Genomic DNA, 25,100 nt, shown 5'->3' on the forward strand with positions numbered 1-25,100 from the left:
AGCTCTACGCCGCCGCGCCCTGAGCGGCGAGCTGCGCGGCCTGGTGCTCGGTGGTCAGTGCGTCGGTCAGTTCGCCCAGCGCTTCGCCCGCCATCACCTGCGGCAGCTTATAGAGCGTCAAATTGATGCGGTGATCGGTGACGCGTCCTTGCGGGAAATTATAAGTGCGGATGCGCTCGCTGCGGTCGCCGGAGCCGACCTTCTCCTTGCGCTCGGCCGAGCGCGCCGCGTCGAGGCGTTGCTGCTCGGCGTCGTAGATGCGCGAGCGCAGGATGTTCATGGCGGAAGCGCGATTCTTGTGCTGCGAGCGGCTATCCTGCATCATCACCACGATGCCGGTCGGGATGTGGGTGATGCGGATCGCTGATTCGGTCTTGTTGACGTGCTGGCCGCCGGCGCCTCCGGCGCGCATCGTCTCGATACGCAAATCATCGTTCCGGATCTCGACGTCGACCTCCTCCACCTCGGGCATCACGGCGACGGTGGCGGCAGATGTGTGGATGCGCCCCTGCGTCTCGGTGTCCGGCACGCGCTGCACCCGGTGCACGCCGGACTCGAACTTCAGCTTCGAGAACGCGCCGCGGCCCTGCACCTCGGCGATGATTTCCTTGTAGCCGCCGACGCTGCCTTCGCTGGCCGAGATCACCTCGACCTTCCAGCCCTGCAGGGCCGCGAAGCGCTCGTACATCCGGAACAGGTCGCCGGCAAACAGCGAAGCCTCGTCGCCGCCGGTGCCGGCGCGGATTTCCAGCACCACGTTGCGATCGTCCATGGCGTCCTTCGGCAGCAGCGCGACGCGGATCTTCTGGACCAACTCCTCGATCTTCGGCGTCAGCTCGCCGCGCTCGGCTTCCGCCATGGCGCGCATCTCGGCATCGGTCGCGGGATCGGCGATCAGCGCCTCGGTGTCGGCGAGCTCCTTGAGGGCCGAACGATAGGTCTTGACCGCTTCGATCAATGGCGTGAGCTCGGCGAGCTCACGCGTGATCTGCACATAGCGTTCGGAGGCGAGCTGACCGAGCGATTCGGCCTCGAGTGAGGCGTGATGCGCGAGCAGGACGTCCAGTTTGGCTTCGGGGAGTGACGACATCGGTTCGGTCTCAAATGCGGAAAAGGGCGAGGCGGCAGGAGGGGGCGACAGGCCCGCTACAAGGCCAGGCCTTCGGCCTCGGCAAATTCCGTCAGCTTCTGCCGGATCGAGACGCTGCCGGCGGGCGCGTCCAGCAACGGCCCGAGCATCGCCTCGGCCTTCTTGGCGTCGAGATCGAGCACCATGGCCTTGACCGGGCCGAGCGCGGTGGCCGAGAGCGACAGCGAGCGATAGCCCATCCCGATCAGCGCCAGCGCGCCGATCGGTTTCGACGCCATCTCGCCGCAGAGCGACAGCGATTTGTTCGCGGCTTGCGTCTTGCGTGCGATGTCGCGAAGCGCGCGCAGGATCGGCGCCGACATGGTGTCGAAGCGCTCCGAGACTTTCGCGTTGCCGCGGTCGACCGCGAACAGGAACTGGAACAGATCGTTGGAGCCGACCGAGATGAAGTCGACCTTCTTCAGGAGCTCGTCGAGCTGATAAAGCAGCGCCGGCACCTCGACCATGGTGCCGATGTCGATCCGCTCCGGCAGCGTGTGGCCGTGCTGGCGCAGATAGGTCAGTTCGCGTTCGACCAGCGCCTTCGCAGAATCGAATTCACCCACCTCCGAGATCATCGGGAACATGATGCGCAGCGCGCGGCCGCCGCCGGCGCGCAGCAGTGCGCGGATCTGGCCGCGCAACAGGCCGGGACGATCGAGCCCGAGCCGGATCGCGCGCCATCCGAGCGCGGGGTTCTCCTCGATTACCGCCTCCATATAAGGCAGCGCCTTGTCGCCGCCGATGTCGAGGGTGCGGAAGGTGACGGGCTTGGTGCCGGCGGCATCCAGCACGGTGCGATAGAGCGCGAGCTGGTCGCTGGTGCGCGGCAGGCTCTGGCCGACCATGAATTGCAGCTCGGTGCGGAACAGGCCGATGCCGGCGCTGCCGGTGTCTTCGATGTGCGGCAAGTCGATCGCGAGACCCGCATTGATCATCAGCTCGACCTTCTGGCCGTCCTTGGTGACGCAGGGCCGGTCGCGCAGCGCCAGATACTGCGCCTGGCGGCGGGCCCGGAAGCGCACGCGCTCGGCGAAGGCCGCTTCGACCTCCTGCGATGGGCGCACATAGATCATGCCGGAGGTGCCGTCGACGATGACGGCGTCGCCGGGATCGGCGATACCAGGCGCGTTCGGGACTTCGCCGACCGCGGGAATGCCGAGCGCGCGCGCCACGATCGAGACGTGGGAATTGGCGGTGCCTTCCTCCAATATGATGCCGCGCAGGCGCTTGCGGTCATAGTCGAGCAGCGCCGCCGGGCCCATCGCGCGCGCGATGACGATGGCGTTGTCGGGCAATTGTTCGCGTGACGGCGCGTGATCCTGGCCGACCAGCTGTCGCATCAGGCGATAGCCGAGATCCTCGAGATCATGCAGCCGGTCGCGCAAATAGGGATCTGTCGAGCGCAGCATGCGCGCGCGGGTGTCGGATTGCACACGCTCGACGGCGGCTTCCGCCGTGAGGCCGGTGGCGACCGCCTCGTGCAGCTTGTGCGACCAGCCCTGGTCGTTGGCGAACATGCGGTAGGCTTCCAGCACCTCGCGATGCTCGCCGCCCTCGGCGACGTCGCCGCGCTCCAGCATGCGGTCGAGATCGGCGCGCAGCTTGGCGAGCGCGGTGTCGAGCCGCTTGATCTCCTTTGGCAGGTCCTCGGCGATGTAGTCCTTGATAACCACGCGCGGCTCGTGCAGCACGACATGGCCGAGTGCGATGCCTTCCGACAGGATGGCGCCGACCTTCTGCGCCGAATGGCGCGCCGCGGGCTCATGGCCTGGCTGGGCCAGCGCAGACAGCTCGCCGGAGGCGATCAGCTCCGCCAGCACCATCGCGGTGGTCTGAAGCGCCTCGAGCTCCTCCTCGACATAGTTGCGCTTGGCGCGATTCTGCACCACCAGCACGCCGAGCGTGTTGCCGGCGCGCAGGATCGGCACGCCGAGGAAGGAGTGGTAAATCTCTTCGCCGGTCTCCGGGCGGAACGAGAAGGCCGGATGGCTTTGCGCATCGCTTAGGTTGAGAGGCGTTGCCTCGCTCGCGACCAGGCCGACCAGGCCCTCATGGGCGCTGAGCACGGTGTGGTGCACCGCCTCGCGGTTGAGGCCTTCGGTGGCATAGAGCTCGAGCGTGTTGTCGACGCGCAGCACATAGACCGAGCACACCTCGGCCACCATGTTGGCGGCGATCAGCACCACGATCTTGTCCAGCCGCTCCTGGGCCGAGACCTGCTCCGCCATGGTTTCGCGGAGCCGTCTCAACAAGACGCGGGGACCTCCCGACGCGCTCCGCATGAACCGTCAATCTCCTCCGTCTGCCGGGGCCGAAAGGACCCGCGGCGGCTCGCCCAGAAATCCAGAAAAACAACAAATTTGCTCGTCCGGCGCCAGCCCCGGCGGTTGCCTGGGCCGAATCAGCACCGCCTCAACTGGGGCACAGTTTCTGGCAGCCCACCCAGTTCGCCGTATAGCGAATTGGGGCTTGTTTTGCCAAGCAAAACGCCTGCCAAACGCGAAAGTGTGGACACCTTCGCGTTTGCTGCGACCGCTAAGAGAAAATTAGCCTAAGCCTGATCGAGACCGTAGAGCGTGTGCAGGGTGCGCACCGCAAGCTCGGTATAGGCGGTGTCGATTAGAACCGAGAATTTGATCTCGGAGGTTGTAATGGCCCGGATGTTGATATTCCGTCCTGCGAGGGCCGAGAACGCCTGGGCGGCAACGCCGGCATGGCTGCGCATGCCGCTGCCGATCACCGAGATCTTGGCGACATCGGTAGCCGTGTCGAGCCGGGCATAATTGATCTGGCTCTTGGCCGCGGTAATCGTCTCCTTGGCCCTGGTGTAGTCGGCGGCCGGGACCGTGAAGGTGAGGTCGGTGGTCTTCCCGTCCTCGGAGACGTTCTGCACGATCATGTCGACGTTGATGTTGGCATTGGCGAGCGGGCCGAAGATCGACGCCGCCACGCCGGGCTTGTCCTCGATCTGGCGTACCGAGATCTGGGCCTCGTCCTTCGAAAAGGCGATGCCGGTGACGATGTGGCTTTCCATGATCTCCTCCTCGCTGCAGATCAGCGTGCCGGGCGGCTGGTTGGCATGCGGGTCGATATCCTCGGGCTTGTCGAAGCTCGAGCGGACGAAAATTGGCATGTTGTGGACCATGCCGAGTTCCACCGAGCGGACCTGGAGCACCTTGGCGCCCTGGGAGGCCAGCTCCAGCATGTCTTCAAATGCGATCTTGTCGAGCCGGCGCGCCTTCGGCACGATTCGCGGATCGGTGGTGTAGACACCGTCGACGTCGGTGTAGATGTCGCAGCGGTCCGCCTTCACGGCGGCGGCGATCGCCACGGCCGAGGTATCGGAGCCGCCGCGGCCGAGCGTGGTGATGCGGTTGGTCTCGGGGTTGATGCCCTGGAAGCCGGCGATCACGGCGACTTCCTTGCGCTCCCTGAAGCGCTTGATGATCTCGCTGCCGTCGATGCCCTCGATCCGGGCCGAAGCATGGGCGTCGCTGGTCGTGATCGGGATCTGCCAGCCCTGCCAGGAGCGGGCCTGGATACCCATGCCCTGAAGCACGATGGCAAGCAGGCCGGACGTCACCTGTTCGCCCGAGGCGACCACGGCGTCGTATTCGCGCGCGTCGTGCATCGGCGAGGCCTCGGTGCACCAGGCCACCAGCTCGTTGGTTTTACCGGACATCGCCGAGACGACCACGGCCACTTCATGGCCGGCGTCGACCTCACGCTTCACATGGCGTGCGACGTTGCGGATACGTTCGATGTTGGCGACGGACGTGCCGCCGAATTTCATCACGAGGCGGCTCATGACGACGCGTGCATTCCTTCATAAGGATCAGTATGGTGGCCCGCACTGGACGGGCCTCGCGGACACCGACCGCGCGTATACATAGCGGCGGGGCCGGGGGCAAGCGGGTTCCTGCGGGGCAGGGTGCGGGGTAGTGGGTTAACCGAGATCATGGCGCGCTATATCGACGAGATCCTGCAGCCTGGCGAGAAGGTGCTGTATTCGACCAATGCGCACTGGATCTTCTATTTTCCGGCGATCCTGGCCTGGATCGTGGCGCTGGTCCTGTTCGTCCTGTCCCGGCAAACCACCGTCGAGGGGCTCGTCATGCTCTGTCTGGTTGCGGCCGGCCTGGTCGCTCTGGCGGCGCTGTACTGGACTGTGAAGGGCTGGTTCCATCGCTTTACCACCGAGACCGACGTGACCAATTTGCGGGTCGTGCACAAGACCGGCTTCATCAAGCGCCGCACCTTCGAGATGGCGCTGGACAAGGTCGAGAGCGTCGATGTCGATCAGACCATTCTTGGACGAATTCTCAACTACGGCGACGTGACGATTCGCGGCGTCGGCGAGGGGATCGAGACGATCAAGACCATCGCCTCGCCGCTCGCCTTCCGTAGTTCGATCACCACGCGGTAGGACCGCGCGTAACCATGAGCATGCAGCAAGATACTTCCGTAACCGCAAGCACCTCGCCGGGCTCGACCGTCGATGCCGCCGAGATCGCGAAATTCTCAAAGCTCTCGGTCGAGTGGTGGGATCCCAACGGCAAGATGGCACCGCTGCACCGGATCAACCCGCTGCGGCTCGGGTATATCCGCGATGCCGCCTGCCGCAAGTTCGAGCGCAACGCGCGCAGCCTCAACTGCCTCGGCGGTCTGCGCGTGCTCGACATCGGCTGTGGCGCCGGCCTGCTCTGCGAGCCGTTGTCGCGCCTGGGTGCGCAGGTCATCGGCGTCGATCCGTCGGTCAGCAACATCGCGGCCGCCAAGCTGCATGCCGACAAGGCGCACCTCGCGATCGACTATCGCTGCACCACGGTTGAGGAGATCGACCCGCGCGAGCGCTTCGACATCGTTCTGGCGATGGAGGTGGTCGAGCACGTCGTCGACGTCGGCGTTTTCCTGAAGCGCTGCGCCGCGATGCTGAAGCCGAACGGCCTGATGGTGGTCTCGACGCTGAACAGGAACTGGAAGAGCTTTGCGCTTGCCATCGTCGGCGCTGAATATGTCCTGCGCTGGCTGCCGCGCGGCACCCACGAGTGGAACAAGTTCGTCACCCCCGACGAGCTGACGAAATACCTGCTCGACAACCGCCTGGTCATCACCGAGCAGACCGGCGTCGTCTACAGCCCCTTCGCCGACAAATGGACCCTCTCGTCAGACATGGACGTGAACTACATGGTGGTGGCGGAAGGCATGGTGTGAGGCGTTGCCGCTTCCAAACATTCGGCGTCGTCCTGGCGAAAGCCAGGGTTTAGTTAGGCGAAAACTGATAATTACGAGTCTTCGCCAAACCACTCCCTGGGGTAATGGGTCCTGGATCTGCGCTTCGCTTGTCCAGGACGACACCGAATTCGTCAGGCAAGCATCGCACCCATGACATCCGCGTGATTGACCTGCTTGAGCGCGAGCGGCACGTTGACTCAACGTCCTCTCGCTCCCAGCGCAGTCCCACCCATGTTGACCATCGCCAGCCTCTGGATTCCCTTCACCGTCATTGCCGCGCTCGGCCAGGTCGCGCGCAATGCGATGCAGCGGTCGCTGACGAAGCCGCTGGGGACCTGGGGCGCAACCAATATCCGCTTCCTGTTCGGCTTTCCGTTCTCGCTGCTTTTCCTGGCGGTGGTGCTGGTCGCCACCGGCGATCATCTCGATATGCCGCCCGGTGTGTTCTGGCCGTGGCTCCTGCTCGGCGCGCTCAGCCAGATCGTCGCGACCGGCCTGATGCTGCTCGCCATGAACGACCGCTCCTTCGTGGTGACGACGGCCTATTTGAAAACCGAGGCGATCCAGACCGCCATCTTCGGCTTCGTCTTCCTCGGCGATCATCTGACATGGCTGAAGGTGCTTGCGATCGTGATCGCGACAATCGGCGTCGTCATCACCGCGCTGCGGCCCGGCGGCGAGAAGAGCTTTGCCGAATTGAAGCCGACCATCACCGGCCTCGTCGCGGCCGCGGCCTTCGCGCTCTCTGCGGTCGGCTTCCGCGGCGCCATCATCAACGTGCCTGATGTCTCGTTCGTGACTGCGGCATCGTTCACGCTGGTGCTCGGCCTGTTCGTGCAGACGCTGATCCTGACGGTCTATCTGCTCTGGCGGGCGCCAAAAGTGCTTCAGTCGATCCTGAGGCTTTGGAAGCCATCGCTGCTCGCCGGCTTCATGGGCGCCTTCGCCTCGCAGTTCTGGTTCCTGGCGTTCGCGCTGACGGCCGCCGCCAATGTCCGCACCCTCGCTTTGATCGAGGTGCTGTTCGCGCAAGGCGTGGCGTACTATTCGTTCAAGCAGCCGATCGCGCCGCGCGAGATTATTGGCATCGTGCTGATCGTGGTCGGCGTGGCGGTGTTGGTGGGAGTCTAATTCCGATCTTCCGGCAGCGTCGGCAGCGGCGACACCTCGATGCCTTCGTCGATCAGCGACTTGGCCTCGTCGGGCGAGGCCTCGCCATAGATCGGACGGTGCTCCTTGTCGCCGTAATGCATCGCGCGGGCTTCGGTGGCGAATCGCTCGCCGACATTGTCGGCGTTCTTCACGATGTGATCGCGCAGCTCTTTGAGCTTGGCGCGCAGCTCGCGCTCCTGCGCCATCAGCAGCGAGGTCGGTGCGGATTGCGCAGCTTCGGGCGCGGTCATCGTGGCGGTGGGCTCAGGCGGGGGCGTGGCGCGTCCGCGGCCCTTCTTGCCGACGATGCGCGGCGCCATGATCGCCTTGTCGACCTTGGCCGAGCCGCAAATCGGACAGGTCACGAGCTTGCGCTTCACCTGCTGGTCGTACGCGGCCGAGCTCTGGAACCAACTCTCGAAGTCGTGGCTCCGGTCGCAGCGGAGCGCGTAGCGGATCATGCCGATCCCCGCACCAGGTGCAGATGATCCGGCCCCGCCTTGGGGTCGGCGACGCCGAAGCGGCGGCCGTGCTGGAGTGAGGGTATCGCGCGGCGCGCGGTCTCGACCTTGGCCGGATCGATTTTTGCCATGATGATGCCGGGCTCGACATCGCCTTCGGCGAGGATCTCGCCCCAGGGATCGATGATCAGCGAATGGCCATAAGTCTCGCGCTTGTTCTCGTGCAGGCCTGCCTGTGCCGCGGCGAAGATGAAGCAACCGGTCTCGATCGCGCGCGCACGCAACAGCACGTGCCAATGCGCCTCGCCGGTCTTGCGGGTAAAGGCCGAGGGCACCGTGATGAAGTACGCGCCGCTTTCGGCCAGCGCGCGGTAGAGCGCGGGGAAGCGCACGTCATAACAGATCGTCAGGCCGACGCGGCCCCAGGGCAGGTCGGAGATCACGGCCGTCTCGCCCGGCTGGTAATTGGCGGATTCGCGATAGCTCTCGCCGTCAGGCAGCTCGATATCGAACATGTGGATCTTGTCGTAGCTCGCGAGCACATTGCCCTCGGGCCCGATCAGGAACGAGCGGTTGACCGCTTTCTCGTCCGAAAAGCGCAGCGCCAGCGAGCCGACATGGATGTGGATCTTCAGTTCCGCCGCGAGCGCCCGGTACGCCCTCAGCGAGCTGTCGTCGTCTTGGCTCTGGAGGTGCTCGAACAGGGCCTTGCGGTTGAGCTGCATCATGTTGCTGACTTCGGGCGTCTGCACGTAGTCGGCGCCATTGGCTACAGCCTGGCGGATCAGCCTGGTGGCCTGCGCGAGGCTGGGCTCGGGCATCAGGCCGGTGCGCATCTGCACCATAGCCGCCGTGAAGGTCCTGTTGTCGCTCATGACTCCGCCTTGACGCTTTCGAGCATGCCGTCGAGCTTGCCTTCGCGATCGAGCGCGTAGAGCTCGTCGCAGCCCCCGACATGGGCTCCGCCGATCCAGATCTGAGGGAAGGTCGAGCCCTCGCCGGCGCGATCGTACATCTCCTGGCGCCAGGACGGGTTCTTGGCGATATCGAACTCCGTGAACGTCGCCTTCTTGCGGGTCAGCAGCGACTTGGCGGCGGAACAATAGCCGCAGCCCGGCCTCGTGTAGATCTCGACAGCAGCGGTCATCTTGTCTGGCGCTCTCATGTCATGAATTCATTGAATTATATGGGACTTCACCGGCTCTCGACAACCCGGGCAAACACCAGCACGTCCACTTGCGCCGCTTTGGCCCGGAGCAGGGCCCGCGCACACGCATCCAGCGTCGCGCCCGACGTCAGGACGTCGTCGATGAGGACAATGCGCCGACCCTGGACGTCCGCCTGGCGGTCGGGGGATACCTGGAATGCGCCCTGCACATTGGTGGCGCGCTGGGCCCGCGACAGGCCGATCTGCTGCTCGGTCGCGCGTACCCGGCGCAGCACCTCAGCCTTCACTTTCACTCCGCTCTGCCGCTCGATGATCCGCGCCAGCGCCCCGGACTGGTTGTAACGGCGGCGCCAGGCCCTTCGCCAATGCAGGGGAACGGGCACCAGCATGTCAGCCTCGGCGAGCAGTTCGCCGCCCGCGCGCGCCATCCAGCGGCCCATGGCGGGCGCCAAATCCGTGCGATCCTGGTATTTCAGCGCATGCACCAGGGTGCGCGCGACGTCGTCATAACGCACCGCGGCGCGCGCCCGCTGGTAGGCCGGCGGGCTCGCGATCGCCTCCATCGACAGCATGTCGGGCCCGGGATCGTACACAAAAGGAATGCCGAGCCGCGGGCAGTAGGGCCGTTCGATGAACGACAGCCGCGCCCAGCACGCCGCGCACACGCCCTCGCCGTCGACCGGCTCGCGGCAGGACACGCACAGCGTCGGCAGCGCGATGTCGAGTGCAAGCCTTGGCAGATGCGCCATCACACCTCGGCAGGCCTGAAGCGCGCCGCGCAAATGGCTGGAAATGGAGCGTGGTGGTGATGCCTCGGCGTCCATTGGGCAAGGCTAGCGCCGTCCTGCGCCACGCTCAAGTCAATGGGCTGTTCTCGTCCGCGCCCGGCCTACGGCTCTTTCGGCAGCACGGGCCGGAAGAACGATCGCTCATAACGGCGAAAGCAGCGCGTTTGCCTTGCGAACTCGATCGCTTTCTGGACGTCCGGATCTTCGGCGCTGTCCTTCCGATATTGTTCGTACGCCGCGAAGCTCGGGAAGCTGAACATCGCGAGGGCGACGTCGCTGGCGCCTTCCGATGGCAGGAAGTACCCGTGGTGGATGCCGCCGAATCTTGGCACTAGTTCCAGCCACATCCTGCCATAGGCTTCGAATTCGGCGAGCTTGTCCGGGGGGATCTCGTATCGCAGATAACAGGTGATCATCGTTTGACGCTCCGGCGCCGCGGGCCTGGTGCGGATTGCTAGTTTGGAACACGGGGGCCGGTGTCGGCTCCATGAGGCAAGGCTAGCGCCGCGCGCAGTGGATTGCCAGAACCAGCATGATCGGCGTAACCAGCGGCATGGCTCAAGACCCACAAACCCCGCCCGCTTTGTTCGATCGTGCTTTGCTGCGCGCGCGACAGCGCCGCGCGCAGGCGCAAGGTGCCGCGAGCTTCCTGCTGGATCGGGTCGCCGAGGACATCTCCGACCGGCTTGCCGCGGTAATGCGGGAGTTTCACACGGCGGCCGATCTCTGGACGCCCGGCGAGGGTCTCGCGGTGCTGCGCGCGCGACTGCCCTCGATCGAGCGCATTGAGCTCGATGCGTCGGGTGCGGAGAAGCTACCCTTTGCACCGGAGAGCCTCGATCTCGTGGTCTCGGCGCTGGCGCTGCAATTCGCCAACGATCTGCCGGGTGTGCTCGCGCAGATCCGTCGCGCGCTGAGGCCGGACGGGCTGCTGCTGGCGGCGATGATCGGCGGCGACAGCCTGACCGAGCTGCGCCAGGCCTTTGCCGCCGCCGAGGCCGAATGCGAGGGCGGCGTATCGCCGCGAGTCGCACCGTTCGCCGATCTGCGCGACGTTGGCGCGCTGTTGCAGCGGGCGGGGTTTGCGCTGCCGGTCACCGATGTCGACCGCGTCGTGGTGCGCTACGCCAACGCGTTCGCGCTGATGCAGGATATCAGGCGCATGGGCGCCGCCAATGTGCTGATCGAGCGGCGACGCACGCCCAGCCGGCGATCGACGCTGCTGCGGATGGCTGAAATCTACGCGGAACGCTTTGCCGACGCCGACGGCCGCATCCGTGCGACATTCGACATCATCTGGCTTTCCGGCTGGGCGCCGCATGCGAGCCAGCAGCAGCCGCTCAAGCCTGGATCAGCGAAGGCGAGCCTGGCGGAAGCGGTGAAGAAGGCCGGAGGGACGTAAGCTCTTTCCGCCGTCATGGCCGGCATGCCGTCCGAGGGACGGCGTCGCTTCCGCTCGCCTATGTCCCGGCCATCCACGCCTCTCGGTTCAGCACGAAGATCGTGGATGCCCGGGACAAGCCCGGGCATGACGCCGAGAGTGTGGTGCCCGCTTCGAATTCACATCAACAAATCAATCAAATGCGGGATCAGCGGAATGTCCGCGGGCGGCATGGGATAGTCGCGCAGCTTGTTGGCGCGAACCCAGGCCAGGGCCTGGCCTTCGCGCGGCGTGACCTGTCCCTCCCAGCGCCGGCAAATGAAGAGCGGCATCAGGAGGTGGAAGGTCTCGTAGCCGTAGCTCGCGAACGTCAGCGGCGCCAGACAGGGTTCGGCGACGGTGATGCCGAGCTCCTCGTGGAGTTCGCGGATCAGGCTCTGTTCCGGCCGCTCGCTGGGCTCGCACTTGCCGCCGGGAAATTCCCAAAGGCCGGCCAGCGTCTTGCCCTCGGGGCGCTGCGCGATCAGGACGCGCTTGTCGGCGTCGACCAGCGCGCAAGCCACCACGAGCGTCAGTTTGAGATCAGCCATGCCGCTTTCATTAGCCGCAATCGCCGTGCGGTTCTACCGGCTCGGCCGGCGATATTTCAGCTGCATGGATACTGTACGGCGGAGGAAACGCGTGGAAACAGGTAATAGTTCTCGCCGATCGGGATAGTCCCGGTGATCGCATAGCCAAGGTTGGGCGTGTATTGATACGTCACCTCGCCGAGTATCAACGATGTGTTGGAAGGTGAGGGCGTGCCGAGGGCCGCTGGCAAAATCACCTGCTGAGCTACTGGCCGCGCGGTGCCGTTGAGTGCTTTGCTCCAGGTCACCGTCGCTTTGCCGCTGGCGTCCGTGGATACTTCCGACACGACTACCGTCGTATTCGCTGAGGCATAGGGAGCGATCGTCACCGCCGATGCTCCAAGCATGGTGCTTAGCGATGCATCGGTGACGCACGCGTTTCGTGACACCAGGTCCGCGACCGTGTGGGCGGTTTCGCTGACCTTGACGCTGATGGCGAGCCCGTTCCCGAGTTCGACGCCGCCCACATAGAGCAGCAGCATGAACGGCACCACAATCGCGAATTCCACCGCGGCCACCGCGCGCGTGTCGGCCCACAAGTTTCGCACGTAATGAAGCATCCGGCTCATGAGTTGACAAAGGCCTCGTTCATGAAAGCCGTGGATGACATGATCAGGCGTTTGCCATTCGACTGGTTCGCCAGATTGAAGCCGAGCGGACCTAGGAAAACCGGCCATTGATACATCACCCGCACGACAACGATGTCGCCCTGATTGCCGGGGTTGAATTTCCAGACGTTCGTCACGTTGCCGCTGCCGTCAAACGTCAGGGCTGGCGCGCCAGTGTTCGCCGAAGACCATGATCCGGCTACTTGGACGTCGATCATCATCTTGCTGCAGTCGAACAAGATCACAACGTTGGAGCAGACTGCAGTGGCAAACTGGGCTTGGGTCATGCTCGCGGCCTGCGCCTGCCCCGTCAGGATCGCCCGGCTCGATTGGTTCACCACTTGCTCCAGGAGCTGCTGGGCAAAGAAAACAAGGAAGGTCTGGATGATTCCGAGCAACAAAGCGATGAATGCCGGACCGATCAGCGCGAACTCGACCGCGGTTGCGCCGTTCCGGTCGGCAAGGAACGCGCGCCAGCGGCGGCGTTTGGTTGTGGGCACGGCGTGCGCGGCGGTCATGACTGCTTTCTCTACTGGGTCAGGCGCGGATCGGACGCGACCTTCAGGAACAGGCTCTGGAGCGCGGACGTAATGTCGTCGTCGGTCGCCACCTTTTTGTACAAATCGGGCGACGAGGCGCAGGCTTGCAGATTTGTCTCGATCTGGCTGGTCGAGCCGGTGGACGTGCTGTTGAAGGGGTAGATCCATGAATCGTACCAGCCGTTGGATGTATGTAGCGCCGAGTCGTCGTATTCGGTGTAGATCACCGCGATACGGATCTTCCTGTTCTTGATGGTGGTGCAGATCGCGGGGTCGAGCGGTTGCTGGCAGCGCTTACCAGTGAGTTTCTTATTGCAGGAGTTCGTGTACGGGTCGGTCGTGATGTTCACGTCCTCAAGGCCGTCGGTAACGAGGAAGACGACTTCCTGTGGCGTATCGTTGGCGACATTGGTGCCGTTCCCCGGAGTCGGCATGATCTTGTTGAGAGCGCTTAATCCGCCCGCAATGCTGGTGTCGGCGTCGCTATTATTGTTCGACGATGTCAGCCAGTTGTTCTTGTAGACCGGCAGGACCTGAATGTTGTCGGCCTTGCTCTGGATGGTCGCTACCGTGTAGCTGGTCGTTGTGGCAGGCGTCGTGGGAGTTCGCACCACCCCAGGTTTTCCGGAAGGTGCGAAGACCGCCGAACTGCTGCCGCTTGTCGGAGAATTGTTTAGAGCAGTATCGAAGGTATAGATCGCAACCCCATACGTATTTCTGTTGATGCTCGATATCTGATAGGCCGTATTCATCAGCGATTTGACCGCTTGCGTTACCCGATCGATCCGTAACGTGAGGCCAAGATTGCGAGCAAGTTGGTAGTTATCAATCCCGCCTGGATTGCCCAGATTGTCCGCGGCAGGATTAGTCTGGTGGCATGCGAATCCGCATCCTTTCGTCCCGGTCGATGAATCGACCTGCTTTTGCGTGTTCGCGATCAGCGTTTTGATGTCGCTCGAGGTCGCGCCGATCGCCATGGAAGGCGAGGCGTCCAGCAAGAGATAGAAATCGATGTTGGGCGCGCCCTGGTTGCGTGTCGCTGCCTGGCCTGCGAACGGCCAACTCACCTGCTTGAGCACGCTCGGGAAGGCGTTGTTTGCGGCCGCAGTGTAGCAAACCTGGACGTTGCGAACGACTTGGTTGTTTGAGTTGACAGGGTCAGCAAAGACAGAGTCCAGGCCGGGGCAGGGAGCGTAGGTACAGTAGCCCGTTGTGGAGTCGGGTTTGCTGCAATTGACGGTGACCGTGAGAGTTGGCGGTGCGGCCAGGTTGTTGTTGCTGACCAGGCCATTCGCGGTGATGTTGAAAACGTTCTTCGCTGTGGTTTGGGCGACCTGCGGGCTCTTCTGCATCATCGTCGAGGTGACGGCGGCGACGGCGGCAGCATCGACGGCAGAGTCGAGATCAACCTTCATGTGCTGCGTATGCGTATAGTCCAGCGCCATCCCGAGCAGAAAGATTGTCGGAACCATCACAATTGCAAACATCACGGCGACGTTGGCCTTGCGATTTCTGGCAAAACGATACAACCAAGCCCGAAGCATGATCTTCATCCTAATCGCCGTGGGTCCCGGCAGAGGCAATTTCTCTGGCCGATCGGGGATCGAGGACCGGGAGCGCAACCGGGCGGCCTCTGACGACCTCTCGGCAGAGCGGAACTTTGAAGATGGGCTGTTAAGTAAAGCTTACGCCGATGTCGCGAACATGGGTGGCCGAAAATCCGACGCTGCCGGATCGAGCGGCATCATTAACGAAAGCTAAAGGCAGCCAGGAAATTGAAGCGAGCTCCTCGCCCGGCTGCATGCTGGACCTCGTTCTCCGGTGGAGAACCAAGAGAGGGACATCAGATTCACGACCTGTAATCCCCGTTGATCGCGACATACTCCTTGGTGAGGTCGCAGGTCAGTACGCGGTCGCGGCCCTTGCCGAGGCCGAGCGAGACCTTGATCGCGATCTCCGGCGCCTTCATCGCTTCCGACACCTGCGCCTCGTCATAGGACGGATCTCGCGCGCCGCTCCTGGCGACGCGGATGCCGTTGAAGGAGATCGAGAGCTTGTCGCGGTCAGCCGGCTCGCCGGCCTTGCCGACCGCCATCACCACGCGGCCCCAATTGGCGTCCTCGCCGGCGATTGCGGTCTTCACCAGCGGCGAGTTCGCGATCGACATCGCGATCTTGCGCGCCGAGGCCTTGGTCTTGGCGCCCTCGACGGTGATCTCGACCAGCTTGCGCGCGCCTTCGCCGTCGCGGGCCACTTGCTCGGAAAGATTGGCGAGCACCTGGTTGAAGGCCTTGACGAAGGCTTTCAGGCGCGGGTCGGTGGCGCGACTGATCTTCGGCGCGCCGTGTTCCGCAGCAGCACCGGTGGCAAAGGCCAGCAGCGTGTCCGAGGTCGAGGTGTCGCCGTCGATCGTGACCGCGTTGAAGGTGTCCTCGACGCCGCTTTTGAGCAGCGCCTGCAGCGCGGCAGGCGCGATCGGTGCGTCGGTGAAGATGAAGGACAGCATCGTCGCCATATCGGGCGCGATCATGCCGGCACCCTTGGCCATGCCGTTGATGGTGACCTTGGCTTTGCCGAGCTTCACGGTCGCGGTCGCGACCTTCGGGAAGGTGTCGGTGGTCATGATCGCCTTGGCGGCGGCGAGATAATCGCCGGCCTCGGCGGTTTCCGCGAGCCTCCCGAGCACGCCGTCGAACTTGGTCGCATCCAGCGGCTCGCCGATCACGCCGGTCGAGGCCAGGAAGATCTCACCCTCGGTGCATCCGACGGCCTTGGCCGCGATCTTCGCGGTCAGTGCCGTGGAGCTGCGGCCGGTCTTGCCGGTGAAGGCATTGGCGTTGCCGGAATTGACCACCAACGCGCGGGCCTTGCCGCCTTTCAGCTTGGCGCGGCACCATTCCACCGGCGCGGAGGGACATTTCGACTTGGTGAAGACGCCTGCGACCGCGGTGCCCTTGTCCATCACCGCCAGCAGCACGTCGGTGCGGTTCTTGTAGCGAATGCCGGCTTCGGCCGTCGCGAGACGGACCCCCGCGATCACGGGCATGTCGGGAACGTGTTTCGGGGCGAGGGGGGAAACGGAGGAGGACATCGGGGCGCCTTGGTGGGATCTGGACATGCAGATGCCCGGCGCGGGGGCCGGGCATCACAAAGGCTTAGATACTCTTCACGTCACCGAAGTGACAGCGAATTCTTACTTCTTCGCCGGGGGCGCCATCTTGCTGTCGGACGGCTTGGCGTCAGCCGGCTTGGCCGCATCGGCCGGCTTGGCGTCCTTTGCCGCATCCGCCGGCTGGTCCAGCCGCTCGACCTTGGCTTCCGCGCGCAGCTTGGCGACGTAATCGGCCTGGGCCTTGCGGGTGACATACTGCTCGATCTGCGCCTTGACCTGCTCGAAGTCCGGCGCCTTGCGGCTGCGCTTTTCCTCGACCTTGATGACGTGCCAGCCGAACTGCGACTTCACGGGGTCGGAGATCTTGCCCGGCTCGAGCGCGAAGGCGACCGCCGAGAATTCCGGCACCATCTGCTCCTTGGTGAAGAAGCCGAGGTCGCCGCCGTCGGCCGAGCCCGGATCCTTGGACTTCTTCTTGGCGAGTTCGGCGAAATCGGCGCCCTTGTCGAGTTCGGCCTTCACCGCCTTGGCCTCGTCCTCGGTCTCGACCAGGATGTGGCGGGCGTGCACTTCCTGCTCGCCGGTGATCTGCTTGGAGGCCTCCTCATAGACCTTCTTCATGGCATCCGGGGTGGTGGCGGCCTTGCCCTCGCCGGCGAGCAGGCTGTCCATCAGCAGGCGGTTGCGGGCGAACGCGAGCCGCTTCTTGAACTCCTCGCCCTCGGCGAGCTTCTTGTCCTCGGCGGCCTTGCCGACGATCTTCATGTCGATCAGGAAGGACAGGACGTTCTCGTCCTTGGTCGCCGGGTCCATCTGGGCGAGGCTCGGCCCGAGTTCCTCTTCGGCCATGGCGACGTCGCTCTTCTTGATTTCCGCGCCATTGACCTTCGCCAGCACCGGATCGTCGGCAGCCCGGCCGGGACCCGCGATCAGCGCCAGCGCAAGGCAGCCCACGAGGGCGGTGGCGAGGCCGAAGCGCAGGCCGGTTCTGGTTACCGGGAACGAGGTGGTCATGGAAAATCCTTTTGTTGAAGCAGGGGGCTGCTCGAGCGGGGCGGACACTCGCCCAATTCAGGGGGCCTTGGCAACGCGAAAAGTCTGTCAAAATGATGAATTAGCCGCAATGCACCCGCCGTTGACAAGGCCCTGACCGGGCCATATCTCTGCCCGGTCGCGTCCATGCGATGGCGTTTATTTTGCTGCGTTTTTGGCCGTTGAACCCAGACTTGCCCAACTCCCACCCATATGGCGGATGGACCCCCCGCAGACGGGGCTCTGGCGCCCAGCAGGCGTCACGGTGAGTTGATAGGCAGGCGGGTGACAACCTCTTGGCTGCAACGCGAACGCGGTTGAATCGCGAACACAGGAACTAAGCATGATCGGCGCGCTCGCCCGCAAGTTTTTCGGCTCCGCCAACGACCGGCGGGTGAAGGGATATCAGTCCCGCGTCAACGCGATCAACGCGCTGGAGCCCGAGGTCTCGAAACTCTCCGACGAGGCCCTCAAGGCCCGCACCGTCGAGTTCAGGAAGCAGCTCGCCGAGGGCAAGACCCTTGACGACCTGCTGGTCCCCGCTTTCGCCACGGTCCGTGAAGCCGCCAAGCGGACGCTCGGCCAGCGCCATTTCGATGTCCAGCTGATCGGCGGCATGGTGCTGCACGAGGGCGACATCGCCGAGATGAAGACCGGCGAAGGCAAGACCCTGGTCGCAACGCTCGCGGTCTACCTCAACGCGCTCGCCGGCAAGGGCGTCCACGTCGTCACGGTCAACGACTACCTCGCCCGCCGCGACTCCGCCTGGATGGGCCAGATCTACGGCTTCCTCGGCCTGACCACCGGCGTGATCGTGCACGGCCTCGACGATTCCGAGCGCAAGACGGCCTATGCCTGCGACATCACCTACGGCACCAACAACGAATACGGCTTCGACTATCTGCGCGACAACATGAAGTACCGGCTCGAGGACATGGTCCAGCGGCCGCACTTCTACGCGATCGTCGACGAAGTCGACTCCATCCTGATCGACGAAGCGCGCACGCCGCTGATCATCTCCGGCCCGCTCGACGACCGCTCCGACTTCTACAACACCATCGACGGCTTCCTGCCCAAGCTCGACAAGTCCGACTACGACGTCGACGAGAAGCAGCGCACGGTGACGCTGACCGAAGCCGGCATGGAGAAGATCGAGACGCTGCTGCGCGATGCCGGCCAGCTCAAGGGTGAATCGCTCTACGACGTCGAGAACGTTTCCGTCGTGCACCACATCAATCAGGCGCTGCGCGCCCACACGCTGTTCACGCGCGACAAGGACTACATCGTCCGCGACGACGAGGTCGTCATCATCGACGAGTTCACCGGTCGCATGATGCAGGGCCGCCGCTATTCGGAAGGCCTGCATCAGGCCCTGGAAGCCAAGGAGCACGTGCAGGTCCAGCCGGAAAACCAGACGCTGGCCTCGATCACCTTCCAGAACTATTTCCGGATGTACGAAAAGCTCGCGGGCATGACCGGCACGGCGCTGACCGAAGCCGACGAATTGTTCGACATCTACAAGCTCGAGGTCGTGGAGATCCCGACCAATTTGCCGGTCGCCCGTCTCGACGAAGACGACGAGGTCTATCGCACCCAGAACGAGAAATACGCCGCGATTCTGGCCGAGATCGAGCGCGCCAATGCGCGGCTGCAGCCGGTGCTGGTCGGCACCGCCTCGATCGAAAAATCGGAAGTGATCGCCGAATATCTCAAGAAGCACGGCTATCGGCAGATCGATTTCGGTAACGAAAATTCGATGCAGAAGCTGTACGCGGCGGCCCGCGCCGGCAAACCGGCAAAGCTGTTCGCGGTGCTCAACGCGCGCTTCCACGAGCAGGAAGCCTACATCGTCGCGGAAGCCGGCGTCCCCGGCGCGATCACGATCGCGACCAACATGGCCGGCCGCGGCACCGACATCAAGCTCGGCGGCTCGCTGGAAATGCGCATCCAGCAGGAGGCCGCTTCGATCGAGGACGAAGCCGAGAAGGCCTTGAAGATCGAGCAGATCAAGGCCGACATCGAGCACTTCCGCGACATCGTGCTGAAGGCCGAGGAAGAGGTCGAGATCGAGCCCGCGAAGGGTTCGAAGCCCGCCAAGACCGTGAAGAAGCCCGGCGGCCTCTACATCATGGGCTCCGAGCGCCACGAATCCCGCCGCATCGACAACCAGCTCCGCGGCCGCTCCGGCCGTCAGGGCGATCCCGGCCGCTCGAAATTCTTCCTGTCGCTGGAAGACGATCTGATGCGCATCTTCGGCTCGGATCGCCTCGACAGCATGTTGCAGCGTCTCGGCCTGCAGGAGGGCGAGGCCATCATCCATCCCTGGATCAACAAGGCGCTCGAAAAGGCGCAGCAGAAGGTCGAGGCGCGCAACTTCGATATCCGCAAGAATTTGCTCAAGTTCGACAACGTCCAGAACGACCAGCGCAAGGTGATCTTCGACCAGCGCGTCGACCTGATGAAGGACGACAGCGTCGCCGAGACCGTCGCCGACATGCGCCACGCCTTCATCGACGACCTCGTCGCCAAGCACGTGCCCGAGCATGCCTATGCCGAGCAGTGGGACGTCGCGGGCCTGAAGGAAGAGCTCAAGCGCGTGCTCGATCTCGACCTGCCGGTCGAGGACTGGGCCAAGGAAGAGGGCATCGCCGACGAGGAGCTGCTCACGCGCATCGAGACCCGCGCCGACGAGCACATGGCCGCAAAGGTCGCGCAATGGGGTCCCGACGTGATGCGTTACGTCGAGAAGACCATCCTGCTGCAGACGCTCGACCATCTCTGGCGCGAGCATCTGATCATGCTCGACCATCTGCGCCAGGTCATCGGCCTGCGCGGCTACGGCCAGCGCGATCCGCTGCAGGAGTACAAGACCGAGGCGTTCAACCTCTTCCAGGAGATGAGCGCGCATCTGCGCGAGGCCGTCACGGCGCAGCTGATGCGGGTCGAGATCGTGCCGCCGGAGCAGGAAGCCCCGGTGCTGCCGCCGATGGAAGCGCACAAGTTCGACCCGAACACCGGCGAGGACGAAATGGCGCTCGCGAGCGTCACGCTCGGAGCGCAGGCCACCGACGCGGCGTTGCGCGATCCCAAGAACCCGGCAAGCTGGGGCAAGATCGGCCGCAACGAGGATTGCCCCTGCGGCTCAGGCAAGAAGTACAAGCACTGCCACGGGCGGTACGCTTAGCGATCAGGTGTGAGGTGCGACGTCGGCGCCGCACATTCCACTGTCGTCGCCCGGTTTAGCCGGGCGACCCAGTACGCCACGGCTTCTCGGTTCAATCACGTCAGTCTCTGGAATACTGGATCGCCCGATTAAATCGGGCGATGACATCGAGTATGGGGCGCGCGGCTCCATCTCCTTCGCCGGGACGACCGTGTGGAGAGAGCTTGCTAAACACGCCAGCTCAATTCGAGCTGTCGATCAAGCTCTCCAGCAGCCGCTTCAATTCGCTCGTCGATTTGTCGCCGTAGCTCTCGAGGATGTGCTCTTCCTGGTCGACCGCGAGCGAGTTGAGCTTCTTGCTCAGCACCTTGCCGCGATCGGAGATGAACATCAGGACCTTGCGGCGGTCGTTCGGGTCCTGCACGCGGTAGACCAGCGTGTCCGAGACCATGCGATCGATCATCTTGGTCAGCGTCGGATGGTTGAGCAGCACGGCATCCGCGAGCTCTCCCATCGAATGGCCGTTGCCATCCGACAGGACTTTCAGAATGCGCCACTGCTCGACGGGCACGCCTTCCTTGCTCAACCGCAGTTCGAGCTGCCGGTTGATCTCCCGGTTGGCTTGCGCGAGCAGGTACGCGAGGTGTTCGGTGATCGGGGTGTTCGGTTTTGCCACGGCTAAGACTTTGTCTTGACCCAAATGAGTGAATGTCTTGCAATCGATGCTGCATCTATATGCACTTCAATTCTTGAATATTCAATATTTTCAAAATAGGATATTGCCCAACAATAGGGCGGGTGCCGCGGCCGCCTGCTGAATGAGCTTTCAAGTCTGGTATCAGACAGGAGTTGGCGTGCGCGCGACGGTAAACTTCCCGGCTCACGGCGGTCCGGCGTTACCGCCGTCCTTGCTGTTCAGGAATCTGTCGCCCGCGGCAGCGGATTTCGACCTGTCGCCGGCTGATGCGCATTTCATGAAGCGCCGCGGCGCACACAACAAGCTCCGCATCGGGGGCTTCATTTGCTGCACCGGCTCGCCCGGTGTCTGGGGCCCGTGCGCGACAAGCAGCGCGCAGCTCGCGGTCGCCGAGATCAACAAGCGCGGCGGCATTCTCGGGCGCGAGATCGAGCTTTCGATCTACGATGCCGGCGGGCCGCTCGACGGGATTCTGAGCCGCGCCGAGCAGGCGATCGCTTCCGATGAGATCGACCTCATCGTGGGACTGCATACCAGCGCGGTGCGTGTGGCGCTGCGCAAGGTCACGACCCGCCACCGTATCCCCTACATCTATACGCCCGTCTACGAGGGCGGCGAGCAGACGCCGGGTGTCATGGCGATCGGCGAGACGCCGCGCTGGCAGAGCCGCCCCTCCATCCACTGGCTTGCCGACGTCAAGAAGGCGGCGCGCTGGTACCTGATCGGCAGCGATTATGTCTGGCCCTGGCAGTCGCACCGCGCGGTGAAGCGCTACATCAAGGAGGCCGGCGGCCATGTCGTCGGCGAAGAGTTCGTTCCCCTCGGCGAAGACAACCACGAGCCGCATCTGGAGCGCATCCGTGCCGCGAGGCCTGACGTCGTCCTGATCTCGTTGATCGGCACCGACAGCATCACGTTCAATCGCGCGTTCGGCGAATGCGGCCTCGGCGCCACGACGCTGCGGCTGGCCGGGGCGATGGACGAGACCGTGCTGCTCGGAATCGGCGCCGACAACAGCGAAAATCTGTTCTGTGCCTCCGGCTATTTCCCGGGCATCGGATCGCGGGCCAACGACGACTTCCAGAGCCGCTATCGCGCGATGTTCGGACCGAACGGCCCCCCGATCGGCTCGCTCGGTCAATCCAGCTATGAGGGACTGCGCTTCCTTGAGGCCGTGGCAAACAAGGCGGGCACGTTGGCGATGGGGCCCATGCTCGCGGCCGGCCGCAACATCGTCTATGGCGGCGCGCGCGGCCCCGTCACCGTCAGGAACGGTCATACCCGGATGCAAATGTATCTCGCCGGCGCGGATGGCCTCGATTTCAAGCTGATCAAACCGATCTGACGCCGGCGCCCCATCTGCAAACGCCCGAATCCAAAATAATACTTGAAAAGGAAAATATTTCCGTCTGTAATATCAAGGTAGAGCCGATGGGCGCGCCCGCACACGCGCGCCAATGAGGCTCCAATGCCAGGGATTCCAATTCCAGGGATCAAGAAGCCTTTGAGGAGAGCGCCGTGACAGTTGTCCTTCCCACGCCAGCCCAATTGCGCAGTGTCGCCGACCAGTGCGGCCTTTCGCTGACCGACGACGATGTCGCCTCGTTCCGCGGTCTGATGCAGGGCTCGATCGAGGCCTACAATCTCGTCGGAGCCATGCCGGACGAGGTGCCGGAGGTCAAATATCCGCGCACGCCGGGCTATCGGCCCTCGCCGGAAGAGAACCCGCGCAACGCCTGGTATCGCAAGTCGACCGTGAAGGGGGCGGCGAGTGGCAAGCTCAAGGGCAAGACGGTCGCCCTGAAAGACAACATCATGCTCGCCGGTGTTCCCATGATGAACGGCTCGGCGACGCTCGAAGGCTACGTGCCCGATTTCGACGCCACCATCGTCACCCGCATGCTCGATGCGGGCGCCGAGATCGCCGGAAAAGTCCATTGCGAATCCTTCTGCATGTCCGGCGGCAGCCACACCAATGCGGTCGGCGCCGTCCACAATCCGCACAAGATGGGCTATTCGGCCGGCGGCTCGTCGTCAGGCAGCGGCGTCGTCGTCGCGCTCGGCGAAGTCGACATGGCGATCGGCGGCGACCAGGGCGGTTCGATCCGCATGCCGTCCTCGTTCTGCGGCACCTATGGCATGAAGCCGACCTGGGGCCTCGTGCCCTACACCGGCATCATGCCGATCGAGGTGTTCGTCGACCACACCGGCCCGATGACGGCGACCGTCGCCGACAACGCGCTGCTGCTGGAGGTGCTGGCCGGCGACGACGGCTACGACCCCCGCATCAAGGCGCCCAAGGTCGAGGAGTACACCAAGGCGCTCGGCCAGGGCGTCAAGGGCATGAGGATCGGCATCCTCAAGGAAGGCTTTGAGCAGGCGACGGCCGAAGCCGCCGTGAACGAGAGCGTGCGCGAGGCCGCAAAGCGATTCAAGGATTTGGGCGCCACGGTCGAGACCGTTTCGATCCCGATGCATCTCATGGGTCCCGCGATCTGGACGCCGATCGGCACCGAGGGCATGACCCAGACCATGATGTATGGCGACGGCTATGGTCTGTCCCGCTCCGATCTCTACTCGACCACGCTGATGGACTTCCATCGCGGCTGGCGGCGGCAGGCGGATTCTCTGTCCGAGACCACAAAGCTGTTCCTGCTGCTCGGCACCTACATCAACAACACCTTCGGTCCGCGCTATTACGGCAAGGCTCTCAACATCTCCCGACGCCTGACCGCGGCTTACGACAAGGCCTTCAAAGACTACGATTTGCTGCTGCTGCCGACGACGCCGATGAAGGCGACGAAGCTGCCGGAGCCCACGGCCAGCCGCGAAGACTATGTCGCGCGTGCGCTGGAGATGATCTCCAACACCGCGCCGTTCGACATCACCCATCATCCGGCGATGTCGCTGCCCTGCGGCATGGTCGACGGCCTGCCCGTCGGCCTGATGCTGGTCGGCCGCATGTTCGAGGAATCCACCATCTACCGCGCCGCCCACGCCTTCGAGCAGATCGGCGACTGGAAGAAGATGTGAGCGAGGGACTCATGCAGACGGACGTAACAGGGAAGCGTTTTCGGACGCGTCAAGACATCAAGCCGGAGCCCCGTTCCGATTCCTTCGGAACGGGAAAGGCTCCGGCGCATGGCTAACGCGTTCGTCGCGGCGTTCGAGATCCTGAGCTTTGGTGCGATCATCGTCCTGATCGTGCTGGGGCTCGGGATCATCGCCAGCATGATGGGCATCTTCAACTTCGCGCAGGGCGAGTTCGTCCTGCTCGGGGCCTACATCACCTATCTTGCCTACGCCAATGGCCTGCCGATCTGGGCCGGCATGGTCGCCGCACCATTCATTGTCGGCGCGCTCGGCTTCGTGCTGGAGGCGCTGATCATCCGACGCTTCTACGCAGCCCCCATCGTCGCCATGCTCGGCACCTATGCGCTCGGCCTGATCATCCGCGAATCCGTGCGCGGCTTGATCGGCGGCTTCTATCTCACCGTGCCGGAGCCGATCGGCGGCTCGATCGATATCGGTGCCATGCACATCTCGGCCTGGCGCTTCACCATCATCATCATCACGGCGCTGGTGATGGGCGGCTGCTATCTGCTGCTGGCGCGCACCAGCTTCGGCCTGCGCGTGCGCGCTACCCTGGAAAATCCTTCGCTGGCCCGCGCCTCCGGAATCTCCACGCCGCTGATCTACGGCGCCACCTTTGCGTTCGGCGCGGCGCTTGCTGGCCTTGCCGGCGCACTGATCGTGCCGGTGTTCAGCCTGTTCGCCGATCTCGGCCTGCGCTTCCTGATCCAGGGCTTTGTCGCGGTCATGGTCGGCGGCGTCGGCTCCTTCATCGGGCCGGTCGCGGGCGCCGGCGTCATCGGCACGCTCAGCGCCGCGCTGCCCTGGGTGATGGCGCCCGTCGTGGCCGATGTCCTCGTCTTCGTTCTCGCCATCGTCTTCATCAAATTCCGGCCGCAGGGCCTCATTGCTGGAAAAGGGGTTTAGTCAC

The 25,100-nt window shown here is 64.0% G+C and carries 23 protein-coding genes; 8 read left to right on the plus strand and 15 right to left on the minus strand.

The window, feature by feature from the left end:
- Positions 1-4 precede the first annotated feature (4 nt).
- The 3 genes from prfA to IVB50_RS31535 all read right to left on the minus strand — a co-directional run bounded on the left by prfA (position 5) and on the right by IVB50_RS31535 (position 4,940).
- The gene (gene prfA, locus IVB50_RS31525; protein WP_085348398.1) at positions 5-1,090 is read right to left on the minus strand and encodes a peptide chain release factor 1; all 1,086 of its coding nucleotides are present in this window, start codon (positions 1,088-1,090) and stop codon (positions 5-7) included.
- 56 nt (positions 1,091-1,146) lie between these two features.
- Entirely contained in the window at positions 1,147-3,414 is a 2,268-nt protein-coding gene (gene ptsP / locus IVB50_RS31530; protein WP_026232414.1) for a phosphoenolpyruvate--protein phosphotransferase, read from the minus strand.
- Between the two features lie 269 nt (positions 3,415-3,683).
- Positions 3,684-4,940 carry an aspartate kinase gene (locus tag IVB50_RS31535; protein ID WP_085348397.1) on the minus strand — a complete coding sequence of 419 codons (1,257 nt, stop codon included), beginning with the start codon at positions 4,938-4,940 and terminating at the stop codon, positions 3,684-3,686.
- 150 nt (positions 4,941-5,090) lie between these two features.
- On the opposite strand from IVB50_RS31535, the gene IVB50_RS31540 reads away from it, so the two are divergent.
- The 3 genes from IVB50_RS31540 (at position 5,091) to IVB50_RS31550 (ending at position 7,498) form a co-directional block, all read left to right on the plus strand.
- Entirely contained in the window at positions 5,091-5,558 is a 468-nt protein-coding gene (locus IVB50_RS31540; protein ID WP_018452897.1) for a PH domain-containing protein, read from the plus strand.
- Positions 5,559-5,572: 14 nt separating this feature from the next.
- Complete coding sequence (gene ubiG / locus IVB50_RS31545) at positions 5,573-6,346, plus strand: bifunctional 2-polyprenyl-6-hydroxyphenol methylase/3-demethylubiquinol 3-O-methyltransferase UbiG (protein WP_018452898.1); 774 nt, start codon at positions 5,573-5,575, stop codon at positions 6,344-6,346.
- A 252-nt stretch (positions 6,347-6,598) separates the two neighbouring features.
- Positions 6,599-7,498, plus strand: coding sequence for an EamA family transporter (locus tag IVB50_RS31550; protein WP_018452899.1), 900 nt, complete (start codon positions 6,599-6,601; stop codon positions 7,496-7,498).
- On the opposite strand, the gene IVB50_RS31555 is transcribed toward IVB50_RS31550, so the two are convergent.
- The 5 genes from IVB50_RS31555 to IVB50_RS31575 form a co-directional block, all read right to left on the minus strand.
- The gene (locus tag IVB50_RS31555; protein ID WP_018452900.1) at positions 7,495-7,980 is read right to left on the minus strand and encodes a DUF1178 family protein; all 486 of its coding nucleotides are present in this window, start codon (positions 7,978-7,980) and stop codon (positions 7,495-7,497) included. The two genes, IVB50_RS31550 and IVB50_RS31555, sit on opposite strands and share 4 nt — an antisense overlap.
- Positions 7,977-8,855: a carbon-nitrogen hydrolase family protein gene (locus IVB50_RS31560; RefSeq protein WP_018452901.1), complete on the minus strand. Its 879-nt coding sequence runs from the start codon at positions 8,853-8,855 to the stop codon at positions 7,977-7,979. Before IVB50_RS31560 ends, IVB50_RS31555 begins: the two co-directional genes overlap by 4 nt.
- A complete protein-coding gene (gene grxC, locus IVB50_RS31565; RefSeq protein ID WP_018452902.1) occupies positions 8,852-9,127 on the minus strand; it encodes a glutaredoxin 3 in 276 nt (91 codons plus the stop codon). Before grxC ends, IVB50_RS31560 begins: the two co-directional genes overlap by 4 nt.
- A 47-nt stretch (positions 9,128-9,174) precedes the next feature.
- Positions 9,175-9,972, minus strand: a complete 798-nt coding sequence (locus IVB50_RS31570; protein ID WP_026232415.1) for a ComF family protein — start codon at positions 9,970-9,972, stop codon at positions 9,175-9,177.
- Positions 9,973-10,037: 65 nt separating this feature from the next.
- Entirely contained in the window at positions 10,038-10,352 is a 315-nt protein-coding gene (locus IVB50_RS31575) for an NIPSNAP family protein (protein ID WP_007599187.1), read from the minus strand.
- 116 nt (positions 10,353-10,468) lie between these two features.
- On the opposite strand from IVB50_RS31575, the gene IVB50_RS31580 reads away from it, so the two are divergent.
- On the plus strand, positions 10,469-11,338 hold the full coding sequence (locus IVB50_RS31580) for a methyltransferase domain-containing protein (RefSeq protein WP_026232416.1): 870 nt from the start codon (positions 10,469-10,471) through the stop codon (positions 11,336-11,338).
- 158 nt (positions 11,339-11,496) lie between these two features.
- On the opposite strand, the gene IVB50_RS31585 is transcribed toward IVB50_RS31580, so the two are convergent.
- The 6 genes from IVB50_RS31585 to IVB50_RS31610 form a co-directional block, all read right to left on the minus strand.
- On the minus strand, positions 11,497-11,907 hold the full coding sequence (locus IVB50_RS31585) for a (deoxy)nucleoside triphosphate pyrophosphohydrolase (RefSeq protein WP_018452905.1): 411 nt from the start codon (positions 11,905-11,907) through the stop codon (positions 11,497-11,499).
- A gap of 56 nt (positions 11,908-11,963) precedes the next feature.
- On the minus strand, positions 11,964-12,515 hold the full coding sequence (locus IVB50_RS31590) for a TadE/TadG family type IV pilus assembly protein (protein WP_018452906.1): 552 nt from the start codon (positions 12,513-12,515) through the stop codon (positions 11,964-11,966).
- Positions 12,512-13,072 (minus strand): TadE/TadG family type IV pilus assembly protein, encoded by a 561-nt coding sequence (locus IVB50_RS31595; RefSeq protein ID WP_018452907.1) that lies wholly within the window; start codon positions 13,070-13,072, stop codon positions 12,512-12,514. Before IVB50_RS31595 ends, IVB50_RS31590 begins: the two co-directional genes overlap by 4 nt.
- A gap of 11 nt (positions 13,073-13,083) precedes the next feature.
- Positions 13,084-14,646 carry a pilus assembly protein TadG-related protein gene (locus tag IVB50_RS31600; protein ID WP_245288362.1) on the minus strand — a complete coding sequence of 521 codons (1,563 nt, stop codon included), beginning with the start codon at positions 14,644-14,646 and terminating at the stop codon, positions 13,084-13,086.
- A 296-nt stretch (positions 14,647-14,942) separates the two neighbouring features.
- Positions 14,943-16,184, minus strand: a complete 1,242-nt coding sequence (gene argJ, locus IVB50_RS31605; protein WP_026232418.1) for a bifunctional glutamate N-acetyltransferase/amino-acid acetyltransferase ArgJ — start codon at positions 16,182-16,184, stop codon at positions 14,943-14,945.
- Between the two features lie 102 nt (positions 16,185-16,286).
- Entirely contained in the window at positions 16,287-17,219 is a 933-nt protein-coding gene (locus IVB50_RS31610; protein ID WP_018452911.1) for a peptidylprolyl isomerase, read from the minus strand.
- A gap of 361 nt (positions 17,220-17,580) precedes the next feature.
- Here IVB50_RS31610 and secA point away from each other — a divergent pair, with 361 nt between their 5' ends.
- Entirely contained in the window at positions 17,581-20,421 is a 2,841-nt protein-coding gene (gene secA, locus IVB50_RS31615; protein WP_204512793.1) for a preprotein translocase subunit SecA, read from the plus strand.
- A gap of 220 nt (positions 20,422-20,641) precedes the next feature.
- Here the strand turns inward: secA and IVB50_RS31620 are convergent, their stop codons facing one another.
- Positions 20,642-21,076: a MarR family transcriptional regulator gene (locus tag IVB50_RS31620; RefSeq protein WP_007599198.1), complete on the minus strand. Its 435-nt coding sequence runs from the start codon at positions 21,074-21,076 to the stop codon at positions 20,642-20,644.
- A 178-nt stretch (positions 21,077-21,254) separates the two neighbouring features.
- Here IVB50_RS31620 and IVB50_RS31625 point away from each other — a divergent pair, with 178 nt between their 5' ends.
- From IVB50_RS31625 to IVB50_RS31635, 3 genes are all read left to right on the plus strand, one after another.
- Positions 21,255-22,442, plus strand: coding sequence for a substrate-binding domain-containing protein (locus IVB50_RS31625; protein WP_085384113.1), 1,188 nt, complete (start codon positions 21,255-21,257; stop codon positions 22,440-22,442).
- A gap of 173 nt (positions 22,443-22,615) precedes the next feature.
- Positions 22,616-24,130, plus strand: a complete 1,515-nt coding sequence (locus tag IVB50_RS31630; RefSeq protein WP_026232420.1) for an amidase — start codon at positions 22,616-22,618, stop codon at positions 24,128-24,130.
- Between the two features lie 108 nt (positions 24,131-24,238).
- Positions 24,239-25,096, plus strand: coding sequence for a branched-chain amino acid ABC transporter permease (locus IVB50_RS31635; protein ID WP_018452915.1), 858 nt, complete (start codon positions 24,239-24,241; stop codon positions 25,094-25,096).
- The last annotated feature ends 4 nt before the right edge of the window (positions 25,097-25,100 follow it).

This window comes from Bradyrhizobium sp. 87 (assembly GCF_023073015.1).
GTDB lineage: Bacteria > Pseudomonadota > Alphaproteobacteria > Rhizobiales > Xanthobacteraceae > Bradyrhizobium > Bradyrhizobium canariense_D.